This is a genomic window from Moraxella bovis (genome assembly GCF_025985205.1).
GTDB classification, from domain to species: domain Bacteria; phylum Pseudomonadota; class Gammaproteobacteria; order Pseudomonadales; family Moraxellaceae; genus Moraxella; species Moraxella bovis.
Map to the genome: position 1 here is coordinate 923,190 of NZ_CP087840.1, position 15,409 is coordinate 938,598.

The window sequence follows — 15,409 nt, forward strand, 5'->3', positions numbered from 1 at the left end:
AAAAACCCTGATATTACCGTCAAAATTGAGATTGAACACGACAAAATGCTCTTTATCAAGGTACGCCATGACGGCATGGACGAATTTCCCATGAGCACCCAAGAAGACGTGTTGTCGCTTATCTCGGGTGAGTTTGATTCGGGCGTGGCAAGCTATGAGTTTATCAGACGTGGCAGTCGGGTGCATTATTTGTTCTTTAACATGGGCGGTCGCACGCATGAGATTGGCACCAAACAAATGGCGTACGAGCTGTGGGAGCGGTACAGTTCATCGCATAAGGTACGCTTTACTACGGTGGATTTTGAACCTGTGGTGGGCGAGATTTTGACTAAGATTGATGATGGTCAAATGGGCGTGGTCTTAAAGCGAATGATGATGCGTGTGGCAAGCGTGATTGCCCAAAAAAACCGCATCGAAGCGGTGGTAACGGGCGAAGCCTTGGGGTAAGTGGCAAGCCAAACGCTCACCAACCTTGCCATGATAGACAAGGCAGGCGATGTGCTGGTGTTACGCCCGCTCATCACCAAAGACAAGGCGAACATCATCGCCACGGCTGAAAAAATCGGCGCAGCAGACATCGCCAAATCCATACCTGAGTTTTGTGGAGTTATCTCAAAAAGCCCCACGGTCAAGGCGGTGGAGCATAAACTCATCGCCACCGAAAGTGAGTTTGATTTCAATGTGTTGCAAAATGCCATTGACACCGCCATGACCATTGACATTCGCACCATCAAAGACCAAGCGAGCGACATCCATGCCATTGATACGGCACACGCCATTGGCAAAGATGACGTGGTAATTGACATTCGGGCGACAGATGAGACGGACGATGACCCGCTTGGCATACCGCATATTTGTATTCCATTTTATAAACTTGCCACAGAACTTGACAAATTGGATAAAACCAAAAATTATTTTTTGTACTGCAAAAAAGGCGTGATGAGCGGTTTGCAAGCGGTGTATTTAAAGGATAAGGGGCATCAAAATGTTAAGGTGTTAAATTGTCAAACCAACCTCAATACTTTATCAAAATAAACCTCATGAGGCGTTTGCCAGTTTAAACGCTTTTTGGGTCTATGATTAAGTTCATGCACTAAGATGGCTGATTAATGGGTTTGTGAGCATAACGGTTGTCCTGATTAATTGCATTTAATGGTTTGTTGTAGATTTGTCGATGACTGTCGTACAATTGGTCTACAACGCCTTTTAAATCATACCAAAACGTTTTTATCTTGTGTATTTTTGTAAAAATGGGGTATAATCGGATTTTTGATTAATGATAGAAGGTGGCAAATGAACGCTGTACTGTTAGCGGTCATCATCATGGTAGGGCTGTCGCTTGCTCGTGTCCATGTGGTGCTAAGTTTGATTGTGGGGGCGGTTGTGGGTGGTTTGCTGGCAGGACTGCCCTTGACGGACGTAGAAAATGGGGCGACAGGCGTGCTGACGCATTTTCAAAACGGCATCAAAGGCGGGGCGGGCATTGCTTTGTCGTATGCCATGCTTGGGGCGTTTGCCATGGCGATTGCTCATTCGGGTGTACCAAAGGCGTTGGCGGATAAAGTCATCTTGGCGGTCAAAAATGCCAAAAATGGCGGTATCAAATGGGCGGTGTTTGGCGTGATTGTGCTGTTTGCTTGCCTAAGCCAGAATCTTATCCCCATTCACATTGCCTTTATTTTGCTACTTATTCCGCCACTTTTGACGGTGTTTAATGAATTAAAATTAGACAGACGGCTTATTACTTGCTTGATTACCTTTGGGCTTGTCAATACTTATATGTTTATCCCCTATGGGTTTGGCGACATATTTTTAAACGAAATTATCATGGCAAACCTTGCCAAATCAGGGCTTGATACGTCTGGCATTTCGGTAATGAAAGCGATGGCAATTCCTGCACTCGGTATGCTGACAGGGTTGCTTGTGGCGATTTTTGTAAGTTATCGTAAACCCAGAGTATATGACAATGCCAAAACCCTAACGGTAAAAGGCGATGATGTGCCTGTGGTCAATGATACCAAAATGGGCTTTAAAATCATCGTAACGCTCATCGCTATCATTGTGGCGTTTGTCATTCAACTAAAAACCGATTCGCTCGTGCTTGGCTCGTTGTCAGGTTTTGCCATTTTTATGGCGACAGGCGTGGTCGGCTGGAGTAAGGCAGACGATGTTTTTAATAACGGCATTAAGATGATGGCGATGATTGGCTTTATCATGATTACCGCCCAAGGCTTTGCTGAGGTGATGACCGCCACAGGGCATATCGAGCCACTGGTGCAGTCGGCGGTGGATTTGTTTGGGGCGAATAAGGCTCTGGCAAGTCTTGCCATGCTCATGGTGGGACTTGTGGTTACGATGGGGATTGGCTCGTCATTTTCGACCGTGCCGATTATTGCAACCATGTATGTGCCGCTTTGTATGGCGATGGGGTTTAGTCCGATGGCGACTTTGGCACTCGTTGCCACCGCAGGCGTGCTTGGGGACGCAGGTTCGCCTGCTTCTGATTCAACGCTTGGCCCTACCATGGGACTAAATGTGGACGGACAGCACGACCATATTAAGGACAGCGTGATACCGACCTTTATCCATTATAATATTCCGCTTATTGTGTTTGGGTGGGTGGCTTCGCTTGTTTTATAATCTAGGCTTGTGGGGGCGAATACAACACCCAAAAATCAATGCTTTGTCATTGGGTAAATTGCAATTTACCTTTACAAATTTATGTATAAACCGCTCCGTCACGGGGTGGTTTTTAACATCTTATCACACCCCTATCCGTTATCACCATATCCACCTCCTTATCCCATTTATTTACTGTTAAATTTTCAACCACTTGAAAATGATAACACCAACCTACCTTAACCCCACGAAAGTGAGCAAAGGTACGGTCATAAAATCCGCCCCCCATGCCAAGCCGATTGCCCTGTCTATCCACCGCCACAAGCGGGCAAATAATCATGTCTAATTTATCAGCACTTATGCCATATTTGACAAAGGGTTCTTGCATGCCAAGTCGGTGGCGTTTTAGAGGTGTTTTGGCTAATGGCAAAACAACAGGGGCAAAGCGTAAAGGCTTATTCTTAATGGTAATCGGTAAAAACGGGGTAAAACCATGCTTTTGACAAAATGCCAAAATCGGTGCGGTGGGCAATTCGCCAAAATCGTCCAGATATGGCCCAATTTTGGCATTTTTGGGTAAATGGGGCAAGAGTTTGGGTAGATGCAGACTTGCCATAAATGCAAAATTGGCACGCTGTTTGGCGGTCAAGGCTTTACGCTCTTTACGGATACGAGTACGAAGTAGGGTGTTTGGCATGAGTTTTTCCAATAAGTATTATTAAAAATGATAATGATTTATGATTGAAAATTTATGTTAATAATGATATAGTAATCTAATCATTTTAGCAGTTTTTATCCACCAAACAAGGAAAATTTATGACCGACTTTCGTATTGAAAAAGACACCATGGGCGAAGTGCAAGTTCCTGCCAATGCCTATTTTGGAGCTCAAACTCAGCGTAGCCGTGAAAATTTTAAAATCGGTGGTGAGACCTTGCCACGACCACTCATTGTCGCTATGGCAACCGTCAAAAAAGCTGCTGCTTTGACCAATGCAGGGCTTGGACGGATTGAGAGTAGTCAGCGTGATTTGATTGTGCAGGCATGTGATGAAGTGATTGCAGGCGGGCTTGTCGACCAATTTCCGCTTGTCGTGTGGCAGACAGGCTCTGGCACTCAGTCTAATATGAACATGAACGAAGTCATCGCCAACCGAGCCAATGAAATCGCAGGCAATCCAAAAGGCACTTATAAGCCCATCCACCCTAATGACCATGTCAACCACGCCCAATCCACCAACGACAGCTTCCCCACCGCCATTCGGGTGGCAGTAGCGGTTGAGATTAACCGCTCGCTTATCCCTGCCGTTAAGGCGTTGCGTGATACGCTTGCCAAAAAATCTGCCGATTTTGCAGGTATCGTCAAAATCGGACGCACCCATTTGCAAGATGCCACACCTCTTACCCTAGGACAAGAATTTAGCGGTTATGTGGCACAGCTTGATTTGGCACTGGTAAGAATTGACAACGCTTTGCAAGGCTTGTATCAGTTGCCCCTTGGTGGTACTGCTGTGGGTACAGGACTAAATAGCCACCCTGACTATGCCGTCAAATCTGCCGAAAAAATCGCTGAGCTGACGGACTTACCCTTTGTCACCGCTCCCAATAAATTTGAAGCCTTGGCAAGCCGTGATGCCGAAGTGTTTGCGTCTGGGGCATTAAAAACCTTGGCAGGTAGCTTAAACAAAATCGCCAATGACATCCGCTGGTTATCTAGTGGTCCTCGATGTGGTCTGGGTGAGATTACCATTCCTGAGAATGAGCCAGGATCATCCATCATGCCAGGCAAAGTAAATCCTACCCAGTCAGAGGCAATGACCATGGTAGTCGCTCAGGTCATGGGTAACGATGTAACGATAAACATGGCAGGGGCGAGCGGTAATTTTGAGCTTAATGTCTTCATGCCTGTCATCGGTTATAATCTACTCCAATCGATTCGCCTGCTTGCGGACGCTTGCAACAGCTTTAACGATAACTGTGCGGTAGGCATTGAACCAAATCTCGAAAAGATTGATTACTTTTTACACAATTCACTCATGCTGGTAACTGCCCTAAACCGTCATGTAGGCTATGAAAATGCTGCCAAAATTGCCAAAACTGCTTATAAAGAAAATAAAACCCTAAAACAAGTGGCGGTGGAGCTTGGATTACTAACCGAGCAAGAATTTGATGAATGGGTACGACCAGAAGACATGGTTGCACCGAAGTAACCAAAAATCAAAGGTATGTAAATAAGGGCGAGTGATTGCCCTTATTTTTTATGCAAAGTTGTTGTTTGACAAGAATAAATTTGAACTTTAATATAATTGGCATTGTTCAATAAGATACTTTGTGCAAGACGGAGCGTGTCTGAGAAATACATTTACTAGATATTTATAGTCAATCCGCTCAAAATACAACAAAGGTTTTTCATCCGTGGTGAGCTATACCTACCCATAACAAAAAACCGCTTCACCCACAGACATAGCTTAGGGCGAACGGTTTTTTGTGTAATTTTAGAGCGAGATGATGTAGTCAAGTCCTGCATGTATAAGTAAAAAACAGCAAAAACTTGGGGCTGGAGAGCCTTATAGGGTTATCGTAGTAACGTGCAATAATACCTATTATCGAGTGAGTACCGCATAGCCAAACCCCAAAACCATACAATCCCAGGAGTTATTATGACCGAAAGAAATGTAGAAGTTGGAATCGAAACCGTCAATAAGATGTTTGACCGTAAGCTGACCATTCCCGATTACCAACGCCCCTATAAATGGCAAACCAAGCACATCAAACAGCTTGTTGATGATATTTACTCCTATTTTATAAAGGATAAAACCCAAGAATGCCGTTTGGGCGTGATTGTTTTGCATAAAGATGAAGGTAAAGATGAATATAACATCGTAGACGGGCAACAGCGACTGACCAGTTTATTTTTATTGTTGTATGTATTAAATGGCAATAAAAATCCATTTGGCGAACCTAATTTTATTGACAATAAATTTAACCATAGCCAAAGTGTTGAGCATATCAAGCAAAATTATGAATACCTAGAAAGCTATGTGGCAGATTTGGGGCTTGGTGATGGTTTTAAGAACTTTATCCTTGCCAAATGTACCTTTGCAACTGTTATTTTAACCGACATCGATGAAGCCTTTCAGTATTTTGATTCGCAAAACTCTCGTGGCAAAAGTTTGGAAGCTTATGATTTGTTAAAGGCGTATCATTTAAGGCATATGCAAGGCGAATCTAATCTAAAAATAAATACAACCGTTGCAGAATGGGAGCATGCGGTAACGCACCCAATATCGCTAAAATTGATTATGAATGATATTTTGTATCGTCATCGCCGTTGGAGCAAATTTCAACACGCTGAAAAGTTTATTAAAGACAACATCAATACCTTTCAAGGCTTGAATAAAGACGAACAAAAAAACTATCCAAATCGTGCATTTGGTCAAGCACAGTACAATGATATGGCGATGACCTTTATTGATGGCGATGGGTTTTTTGAATACATCTTTTATTATCGCTGTCTGTATGATGAGCTGTTTGGCGACAATGGCAAGGTAAATAATGAAAAAATCTGCATGACCATTCAAGCCAAAGATGATGAAAGGAAAGAACCTAAACCTTTATTTAAAACCTTGCAAACCAATACTGGACGAGTAGGCGATTTTTATCTATTTACGCTGTTTCGCATTATGGTCATGGCATATTATGACAAATTTGGCGATTATGGGCTTGAGCAAGCGGTTAGAAAAATTGCCCAATGGGTATACTGTCTAAGATTGAGCCAAACTAGGATTTCATTTGCCACCATTGAAAATTATGCAATGAAAGATTTTGGTTATAAAGATGATGAGCAAACCGAGCTAAATAGCCTATATCATACCATTTGCCTTACCCAAAGAGCCGATGAGATATTAAATTTTAGAATAGCAAACATTGATCACGATTTTAAAAGTGCTGATGGGTATTTAATGCCCTTTTTAAAAGAGTTTACTAGCAACTAATGGAGAATACAATGACCAACCAATCTAACAATGATAGCAATGCAATTGAATATTTATCCGTCAAAAAACTTTTTGATGGCGATAATCACTATATCATTCCCATTTATCAGCGTAATTTGCATGGGATATAGAAGAAGTAGTTCAGCTGATTAGCGACATCAAAAATCATGATGGCAACAATTATTATCTTGGGGCTTTGACGGTTAAAAAGCGTGCAGATAATGATTTTGAAGTCATTGATGGGCAACAAAGATTAACCACGCTGTTTTTGATTTTATCGGTTCTTAATCATTCTTTTGAATCAAATCTGTCTTTTGAACATCGCCAAAATTCAAGCGATGAGCTTAATATCATCAAACAACAAAGCGAATTAAATAGCGATAGTCAAATTGCCAAAGTTTATAGTTATCTGATTAAGAATAAAGACAGTCTATTTGATATAAAAGATGGAAACGCAGATGATTACTGGCAAGCCATTTGGAAAAATGTTCAAATCATGCAAGTAGAACTGCCCGACAATGCTGACCTAAATCAATATTTTGAACGCATGAATAACCGTGGCGAGCAGTTAGAACAGCATGAAGTCATCAAGGCAAAATTGATGAGCAAGTTAGATATTGATGACAGAGCGGTTTTTTCTGCCATTTGGAATGCTTGTTCGGACATGAGTCGTTATGCGGTGTCGTCTTTTGAGCCTAAATTGCGAGACGCTTTATTTTTCCCCAATGATAAAATAGATGAGAGTGGTAAAAAAATAGATGAAGGAGAATATTTTGCTTTTTATCAATTGGATGAGTTTGACAAGTTGCGAGATAAATATAAAACGGTTTATTCTAAAAAAACCGATGATAAATCGCAAGAGAATCAAGAGAGTATAGAATCAAGTGGTACGGTTTCAACTGAAAATATGCCTACTTTAGAGAATATTTTACAAAAAAAGAAAATAATTTTTAATAGTGATGACAATCAAAAAGGTGATGGGGAGCGTTTTACTTCCATCATTGATTTTCCAAACTTTTTAGCACAGGTGTTGTATTTATTCTTAAAAGATAAACATTGCATTAACGCTGATATACATCGCTTAGACGCAGGTAATTTAAATAAACAATTTGATGAAGCGGGCTTATACGGCAATGAAGATAGAATCAAAAAATTTGGCGTGCATTTATTAAACACCCGCTTATTATTTGACCGTTATGTGATTAAACACGATGGGCATGAAAGCAAGGATGATTGGTGTATCTATACTTATCAATGGCTCAAAAAAGATAAAAAAAATGATTTTAGAAATACTTTTGATAAAGAAAACTCTAAAATTATTATGCTACAAACCATGTTTCATTACTCATTTCCAGCCAGAAACTATAAATATTGGCTATTTGCCTATTTAAAATGGCTAAATGATGAAAGTCGAAAAAAACTGGAAAAACACGAGGCGGATGGCTGTGCGTTTAAGCTGCCTGCCAATGAGCATATTAAGTTTTTGGAACAGTTGTGTGATAAATTTTATTTTAATCGCTTTTATCAGAATGATTTTTCAAAAGAATATTTTGATATTATTTACAATCAAGAAGTTTTGGTTTTAAATTTAAGTCATGATGATAAAAGATGTGCTTTCCTAAATACAGGCACGGCTGTGGAGAACTTTATATTTAATCGTTTGGATTATATTTTGTGGCGTAAGCAAGGCAGATGGTGTTGGCGAAATGATGAAAATTTTAAAACAGGCGTAGATTTATCAAAATTCTTAAAAGAATTTAAATTCACTTCCAGAAATTCGGTGGAGCATTATTATCCGCAAAATCCAATCAATGGTGAAAAATTATCAGACAATGATGATGAGAATGGAAAAATTCTTAATAATTTTGGCAATCTGTGCTTAATCAATCATAGCCAAAATTCATCATTAAGCAACAGAATGCCCGATGAAAAAAAGTCAGGCTATAAAGACAATGTTGCTCGTCATCAGTCTGTCAGCATCAAGCAATTGCTGATGTTTACCTATAAGGTGTGGGATAAAAACACCATTCAAGAACACGGTGAAAAAATGATTCAGCTTTTAAATGAGAAAATTTCTACATAGATAATAATTTATCATCTTATAAAATAGCCCATTTTTAGGCTATTGGGGGAGAACATGACTTACCAGATCCAAGCTCTAACTTGGCGTGGCGGTATGCCATATCAACAGGACGCTGTCCTTGTCAATACCAAGATTTATCAGCATAAGGGTGTTATCTCAGCGCTTGGCGAATGCGATGATTTTTGTGTGGCGGTGGCGGATGGCGTGGCAGTCAGCCCCAAGTCAGACATCACATCACGCACGCTGCTTCAACTTGTGCAGACTATGTATGATGAGCAAGGGGCGGTGGATTTTGACGGTTTGCAACATCGGCTAAATGACACATTTGGCGGATAAGGCGGGCTTTGATGGTGGTAGTAGTACGCTGGTGTGTGCCTACACTGATAATGACAGCGTGATGATTAAGCATTTGGGCGACAGTCGGGCGTATTCATATCGTAATGGTTGGCATTGCCTGACCAAGGATCATAGCTTTATTGATGAACTAAAAGCACAGGATTTGGCAGATGATAGCGATCATGCCAGCTGTTATGGGGCGCTGACAGGATATTTTTGTGTTGATGGCTTGGGTGATGACTCAGCTGTGGCAATGGTAAGCCATCAAAACATCAATCTACAGGCGGGCGAATGTTTGCTCTTATGCAGTGATGGCTTTTCTGATGTGCTGAAAGGTAATTTTTTGCCAATAACAAAAGATCTGCCACTAAAAGAATGGTTAAATGACAGCATCAAACAGCTAAAACAAGCTGGTTCAAAGACACAACTTGATAACGTCAGCGTGATTGTGGTGCGATGCATGGCATGAGTGTGATGGTCTTGATGGTGTGACTTGCAGAGTGTTGTTTTTACCTTGAAATTATCATTGAATTTAGCGATAATGTAACGCTAAATCTTAACAATAATAATACCATGACCGAGCCAATCACCCCAACCGTATCGAACCATGCAGAGCAATCAGCATCGTCAACTACAAAACGCAAAAAACCCAGACGTTCCCAAGAAGACATCATGGCAAATGCTTTTTTAAAGGCGGTTTTCCTTCCAGTAAAAAAAGCCATGATGATGGCTTACTTGCTTGATATTACCAGTGTCATTGTGCTGGTGGGGCAGGCGTGTGTACTTGTGTGGCTCTTTGATGGGTGGCTGACGAGCTTTGTGCAGGGCGTACCGCTCCCTGATAGGGTAACAGGTAGTGGCTTGCTTTTTAATTTGGGACTGCTGTTTGGGTGTTTGGCGGTACGCATTGCCATCGGCTATGGGCGTGATGTTTTGCTAAGCCATGCAGGGCTAACCGTTGCCAAATCGGTGAGACAACGCCTATTTGTCAAATTGGGTGAGCTTGGGCAGGCAAGGCGTGATTTTGGGGCGGACGGGGCATTGGCAAGTAAAATCATCGATGAGCCTGACCATTTGGTTGGTTATGCTCGCTTTCACGTCCAAAAGATGACCGCCGTTACCACGCCTTTGATTTTGGCGGGGTGCGTGGCGTTTTATAGTGTAACCTCAGCATTGGTATTACTGCTTACCGCACCGCTTGTGCCGATTTTTATGGCATTTATCGGTATCGCCACCACTCGTAAAAGCCGTGAGCAGATGGATGCCTTGGCACAGCTTGGGGGGCGATTCTTAGACTGGATTCGTGGGGTGAATACCTTGTCACGACTCGGGGCGGTGGACATTGCCGTATCAGACATCGCTAACAGCTCAGAAGATTACCGCAAACGCACGATGGACGTGTTAAAAATCGCCTTTTTAAACAGTGCGGTGTTGGAATTCTTATCCGCCTTATCCATTGCATTGGTGGCGGTGTACTTAGGCTTTGGCTTGATGGGAATTTTACCGTGGGGTAAGGGGCAGGTACTGACAGGCTATGGCACGGCGTTATTTATCCTACTGCTTGTGCCAGAGTTTTATGCTCCGCTACGCCGATTGGGGGCAGAGTATCATGTCAAAGGGCAAGCGGTGGCGTGTGCCAAGGCAATCGCTCCCATGCTAAATTTTAAAGCCAAAACAGGGGGCGATGTGGCGATAAGTCTTGATAGTCCGCCCGCTTTTCATCTTAATAACATTACGGCATTTGGCGATGATGGACGAGTGCGATTATCGCCCATCAGTCTAACCTTTGATGCAGGCAAATGCACCGCCTTGATGGGGGCAAGTGGCGTGGGTAAATCCACGATATTACAAATCCTACTTGGCTTTGGCGACTTTGCTGGTGATGTGGTCATTCACACTGATGGCAGGGCGGTGCGGTATGACGAGCTTGATATGAATATGCTAAGAACACAGCTTGGCTATCTGTCGCAGACCACGCCATTATTGCCAATCTCTATCGTGGATAATTTACGCCTTGCCAAACCGTCCGCCACCGATGATGAATTGGTGCAGGTGCTAAACGATGTCGCCCTGTGGGACATCATCAGTCAGTTACCAGATGGCATCAATACCGTGCTTGCTGAGCGTGGCGGTGGACTATCAGGCGGTCAAGGCAGGCGGCTTGCAATTGCTCAGTTATTATTGCAAAATGCCAAAGTATGGCTACTTGATGAGCCGACCGAGCATTTAGACAGCGAGACGGCAGAGAAAATTAAGGCGTTATTATCTCGTGTGAGTGTCGGCAAGACCGTGATTTGGGTAACGCACGATGGGGCAGGGGTGGACTTTGATGTCGTTCATGACTTGACGGCATTGTATGAGCAAAAACAACAAAAGGCGGTGCAACATGGCTAATCAACCAAGCAGACGCCCATTTCGCCTAAGAGAGTTATTACTTAGCCAAAAGCTTCTGTGGCTCATCGCATGGCTGTTAGGCATAGCGACGGTATTGTCGGTACTGGGACTGGTCATGCTCTCAGGGTGGTTTATCACGATGGCAGGCGTGGCAGGGGTGCTGGCGGTGGGATCGCACGCCTTTAATTATCTTATGCCGTCTGCCATCATTCGTGGCTTTGCCATCGTGCGAACCTTTGCCCGTTATGGCGATTTGATGGTGTCGCACCATGCGGTGTTTGGGCTACTTCGTGATTTGCGAGTGAAGTTCTTTTCGAATTGGGCGAGACTGCCGTTATCGGTGCGACTGCAAAAGGGCGGTAGTAGCGAGACCATGCAAAGGCTGGTCAAAGACATTGACACGCTGGACGAATTTCCACTGCGAGTGGTGTCGCCCTTTGTGGTGGCGGTCGTGGCGGTGGCGGTGTTGTCGCTTATAGTGTCTGTGATGATGCCGACAGCGTGGATTGCTGTGCTACATATGGGGCTGGCACTCATCATTGCGGTCATGACCTTATATAAAGGTGTGCAACTGGCACGGCGTGAGAGTGAGCTTGTGGTGCTACGCAAAAGCAAACTCATCAACACCTTGCCCGCCCTAACCGCTCTCATCACATGGGGCAGATGGCAGGACAGCGTGCGTGAGCTTAGTGAGTATGATGAGCGACATCATCAGCTGACGATGGCGACCCTGCGAGCCAGACGTAACGCCCAAGCACTCATTCAGCTTATCATTGCGTTGGCGGTGGTGCTACTGCTACTGACGGCAGGGCGGATTTTTGAGCAGGGCATTACCCCCTTTGTAGTGGCAACGCTAAACAGTCATACCGCCCTAAATCCTGCCATGGTGCTTGCCTTGACGCTTGGGGTGTTTGGGCTGATGGAGATAATCTCGGCACTGGTGGGTGAGCCGCTTGCATATGGTAGAAGTGTCAATGCCAAAGTACGTATCAATGAGCTGATGAGTGTAGACAGCACGCCCCAAAAACAGCCGATAGATGACAATCCAACCCTTATCCTAAAAGACTTATCCATAAAAATGCCGTCTGCCATCATGAGTGTGGACGGCATCTGTGCCACGCTCACCCCAACCACGCCCACGCTCATCATGGGGGCATCAGGGGCGGGCAAATCGACACTGCTTGCCACGCTGGCAGGGGAAGTGCCACGCATGAGTGGCGAGATGGTGGTGCGGACATCAGCTCTTTGTGATGTAGACATGGATAACGTGGATTTTGGTCGCTCGTTTGGCTTTTTGGGGCAAAACGTGGACATCTTTGACCAAAGTCTTGCCGACAACCTACGACTGGGTAAGCCGTCAGCGACTGATGATGAGCTGTGGGCGGTGCTTGATAAAGTGGGTCTGTCCGACTGGACAAAGCACCAGCCCAAAGGATTAGATACGCCACTTGGCGAGTACGGCATGGCGATATCAGGCGGTCAAGGTCGGCGTGTGGCACTGGCTCGTCTGCTTCTATCACCCAAAAAAGTGCTGTTATTAGATGAGCCATTTGCAGGGCTAGATAGCACCACTCGTCATCAGGTATGGCAGAGCTTGACGGACATGCAACAAGCAGGCGAGATTAGCGTACTTGCCATTGCTACGCACCAAATATGGGACGAGATGGGCGATGTGAATGTGGTGCGTGTGGGGTGATTAAGCAGGGTGGTTTTAAATGGGATTTAACCATCAAAAAAGGGTAAGTCATCTTGCCCTTTTTGATTGTCTGATATACACCTAACCAACTTGATATTTACCACAGACTTTGTAGGGACTAGCTCCGCACGCCCTTTGATAACATACCAATTTTTATAAGCGTGCACAGCACGCCCCTACACCTAAACATTATTGTGTTTGTGGTAATTTTAAAGTTTTTTGGGTGTAATCTTCAATTTCAAAATATACCAATTGGCAGTAAAGTGCGTATTACGTACTCCGCCATAATAAAAAACTCTACTCCATTCTTGACTTTTTATAAATGATTGATTTACCGAGGGAAAATTGCAATTTCGTCCCTGCAACCTAAAAAATAATCATTAAAAAATGAAAAATTGATGTGATTGCGGTTAATTCACGATACAAACATTGCCCCTATTTTAGCAACAAAAATAAAACCCTGCCATTGACAGGGTTTTATTTTTTTTTGGTTACTTCTTGGTTTAGGGTTTATAGACAAACACGTCTTGTCTGCTGGCACTGTACTTACCATCTTCGGTATAGACAGTGATGGTGACAGGCATGGTGCCACTGATTTTGGCAGGGTCGCCAAAGATGCTCACAGGCAAATCATACGGCTCGTTGGCTTTGAGCGGTAACTCTTTAAAGCGAGATTTTAAGGTCAAGCCATCAACGGGTTCTAGTTTGACTTTATAGACTTGTCGCTCATCGGTCTTATTGACGATTTTTAGGACATAGCTGTTCTCAACCATGCCATCACGTCCGACACTGCTGATTTGCTTACGGTTGTGGCGAATCTCAAGCTCCAAGGGGTCACGCCCTGTTGCTACCATTGTTGCCACCACCACCAGTACACTAAGGATAAGGATGTAGGCAAAGATACGGAAGCTTACGATTTTGGTTTTTTCTTTGTGGACAAGCTGACGTTCGGTGGTGTAGCGAATCAGACCACGGGGATAGCCCACCTTGTCCATGATTTCATTACACGCATCGATACACGCTGCACACTGGATGCATTCTACTTGTAAACCGTCACGAATGTCGATACCCGTAGGACATACCTGTACACACATGGTGCAGTCCACACAGTCGCCATAACCTTCGGGGTGGTCGCCTTTTTTGCGAGCCCCACGAGGTTCGCCACGGTCATAGTCATAGGAGACGAGTAAGGTGTCCTTGTCAAACATCACTGATTGGAAACGACCATAAGGACAAAAATGCACACACATATGTTCACGCATGTAGCCTGCATTTATGTGTGTGACAAAAGTGATGATACCAAAGAATATCCATGTCATCTTGCTCCAACCCATAAAGAACGGTGTTGCCCCATTAAAGAATAGGTACTCCGTCCCGACCACAAGCGACATGAATGTCACAGCGGTAATCATACTCATCACACCCCATATCAGATGAATGAGTAGTTTTTTGCCAATCTTAGAAGCACTATTAGGCTCTTTGTCGAACTTGATGCGTTTATTACGCTCGCCCAGTACCCATTTCTCTACGTGCTGATACAAGTGTACATAGATGGTCTGTGGGCAGGCATAGCCACAGAACACACGCCCTGCATAGACCGTTACCATAAACAGTGTAAAGGCAGCAATCATAAATATAAAGGCAAAGAAATAAAAATCCTGCGGCATAAAAGTTGCCCCAAAGATATAAAACTTTGGTTCAGCGACATCAAACTGTATCGCCTGACGACCACCCCATTTTATCCATGGCAGTATCAAAAATCCCACCAAAATGGTATACATGCTTACTAGGCGAATGTTTTGATATTTGCCTGAGACAAAGCGTGGATGCACCCGTTTTTTGGTAGCGTCCATGTCCTTAGAATGTGGTATCATTTTCTCGGGCGGTGGCTTGGGCTTTTTGGTTTTTTTGGGTGGTGGGGTGCTGGTATCAGGCTTGTGAGCAGAGGGTGACTCGGCGGGTGAGTTCTTTGCTGTATCGCCTGATTTGGGGTCAAACACTTCGGTTTCGGCAGTTTCTGTGTTTTTTGCAGAATTATCGGATGACTCTGACATGATATAACCTTAGCTGTTGTGGCGAATATTCGCTCTTGGCTGGGCTCATTGATACTGATTTTATCAATTTGGAATAAATATATTCTACACCTTTTCCATAATTTTTTAAAGGATTAAATGGCGGTGTTGGCATTGATGCAAAAGCATGGCGTGATGATGACTGCAAAAACCATGATAATAAAAGGGTTGGATTGTGAAAATACAGTCATGATTTTGGCATGATAATTGCACGCT

At 43.8% G+C, this 15,409-nt stretch carries 11 protein-coding genes and 1 pseudogene; 10 read left to right on the plus strand and 2 right to left on the minus strand.

What is annotated here, in order from left to right; all coding sequences use genetic code 11:
- Positions 1 to 90: 90 nt before the first annotated feature.
- The 3 genes and pseudogenes from LP107_RS04645 to LP107_RS04655 form a co-directional block, all read left to right on the plus strand.
- Positions 91 to 666, plus strand: a pseudogene (locus tag LP107_RS04645) (tRNA sulfurtransferase); the annotation flags it as partial.
- Positions 667 to 708: 42 nt separating this feature from the next.
- Entirely contained in the window at positions 709 to 1,035 is a 327-nt protein-coding gene (thiI, locus tag LP107_RS04650) for a thiazole biosynthesis protein (RefSeq protein WP_228157850.1), read from the plus strand.
- Between the two features lie 258 nt (positions 1,036 to 1,293).
- Positions 1,294 to 2,640 (plus strand): Na+/H+ antiporter family protein, encoded by a 1,347-nt coding sequence (locus LP107_RS04655; protein ID WP_078273145.1) that lies wholly within the window; start codon positions 1,294 to 1,296, stop codon positions 2,638 to 2,640.
- A 112-nt stretch (positions 2,641 to 2,752) separates the two neighbouring features.
- Here LP107_RS04655 and LP107_RS04660 read toward each other — a convergent pair whose 3' ends face one another.
- Positions 2,753 to 3,316 (minus strand): 5-formyltetrahydrofolate cyclo-ligase, encoded by a 564-nt coding sequence (locus LP107_RS04660; protein ID WP_078273144.1) that lies wholly within the window; start codon positions 3,314 to 3,316, stop codon positions 2,753 to 2,755.
- A 119-nt stretch (positions 3,317 to 3,435) separates the two neighbouring features.
- On the opposite strand from LP107_RS04660, the gene fumC reads away from it, so the two are divergent.
- The 7 genes from fumC (at position 3,436) to LP107_RS04695 (ending at position 13,121) form a co-directional block, all read left to right on the plus strand.
- Positions 3,436 to 4,827, plus strand: a complete 1,392-nt coding sequence (gene fumC / locus LP107_RS04665) for a class II fumarate hydratase (RefSeq protein WP_078273143.1) — start codon at positions 3,436 to 3,438, stop codon at positions 4,825 to 4,827.
- Positions 4,828 to 5,277: 450 nt separating this feature from the next.
- Positions 5,278 to 6,612, plus strand: coding sequence for a DUF262 domain-containing protein (locus LP107_RS04670; RefSeq protein ID WP_078273142.1), 1,335 nt, complete (start codon positions 5,278 to 5,280; stop codon positions 6,610 to 6,612).
- 157 nt (positions 6,613 to 6,769) lie between these two features.
- Positions 6,770 to 8,695, plus strand: coding sequence for a DUF262 domain-containing protein (locus LP107_RS04675; protein WP_264676338.1), 1,926 nt, complete (start codon positions 6,770 to 6,772; stop codon positions 8,693 to 8,695).
- 54 nt (positions 8,696 to 8,749) lie between these two features.
- Positions 8,750 to 9,031, plus strand: coding sequence for a hypothetical protein (locus LP107_RS04680; RefSeq protein WP_078273140.1), 282 nt, complete (start codon positions 8,750 to 8,752; stop codon positions 9,029 to 9,031).
- Positions 9,012 to 9,500, plus strand: a complete 489-nt coding sequence (locus LP107_RS04685; protein ID WP_078273139.1) for a PP2C family protein-serine/threonine phosphatase — start codon at positions 9,012 to 9,014, stop codon at positions 9,498 to 9,500. The genes LP107_RS04680 and LP107_RS04685 overlap by 20 nt, the downstream gene beginning before the upstream one ends.
- 104 nt (positions 9,501 to 9,604) lie before the next feature.
- On the plus strand, positions 9,605 to 11,425 hold the full coding sequence (cydD, locus tag LP107_RS04690) for a thiol reductant ABC exporter subunit CydD (protein ID WP_112742456.1): 1,821 nt from the start codon (positions 9,605 to 9,607) through the stop codon (positions 11,423 to 11,425).
- Complete coding sequence (locus LP107_RS04695; RefSeq protein ID WP_112742455.1) at positions 11,418 to 13,121, plus strand: amino acid ABC transporter ATP-binding/permease protein; 1,704 nt, start codon at positions 11,418 to 11,420, stop codon at positions 13,119 to 13,121. Before cydD ends, LP107_RS04695 begins: the two co-directional genes overlap by 8 nt.
- A gap of 503 nt (positions 13,122 to 13,624) precedes the next feature.
- On the opposite strand, the gene ccoG is transcribed toward LP107_RS04695, so the two are convergent.
- Positions 13,625 to 14,974: a cytochrome c oxidase accessory protein CcoG gene (ccoG, locus tag LP107_RS04700; protein WP_078273162.1), complete on the minus strand. Its 1,350-nt coding sequence runs from the start codon at positions 14,972 to 14,974 to the stop codon at positions 13,625 to 13,627.
- Positions 14,975 to 15,409: the final 435 nt, after the last annotated feature.